The sequence below is a fragment of the Mycobacterium simiae genome (genome assembly GCF_008370645.1).
GTDB classification, from domain to species: Bacteria; Actinomycetota; Actinomycetes; order Mycobacteriales; family Mycobacteriaceae; genus Mycobacterium; species Mycobacterium simiae_A.
On sequence record NZ_VTZN01000613.1, the window covers coordinates 1 to 306 of the forward strand.

Genomic DNA, 306 nt, shown 5'->3' on the forward strand with positions numbered 1-306 from the left:
CGTGCCGGTGTTCGGCATCTGCTACGGGTTCCAGGCCATGGCCCAGGCCCTCGGCGGGACCGTCGCTCATACCGGAACCAGCGAATACGGCCGGACCGAGTTGAAAGTGCTTGGGGGCGAATTGCATTCGGACCTACCCGGGCTCCAGCCGGTGTGGATGAGCCACGGTGACGCGGTCACCGCGGCCCCGGACGGATTCGAGGTGGTGGCCAGCAGCCCGGGTGCCGCGGTGGCCGCCTTCGAGAACCGGGAGCGGCGCCTGGCCGGGGTGCAATACCACCCGGAGGTGATGCACACCCCGCACGG

Annotated in this window: 1 protein-coding gene; it reads left to right on the forward strand. The window is 69.9% G+C overall.

Annotated elements, in window-relative coordinates; genetic code table 11:
- The coding region (locus F0Q45_RS27105; RefSeq protein ID WP_188113221.1) for a glutamine amidotransferase-related protein at positions 1–306 on the forward strand (306 nt) is incomplete at both ends.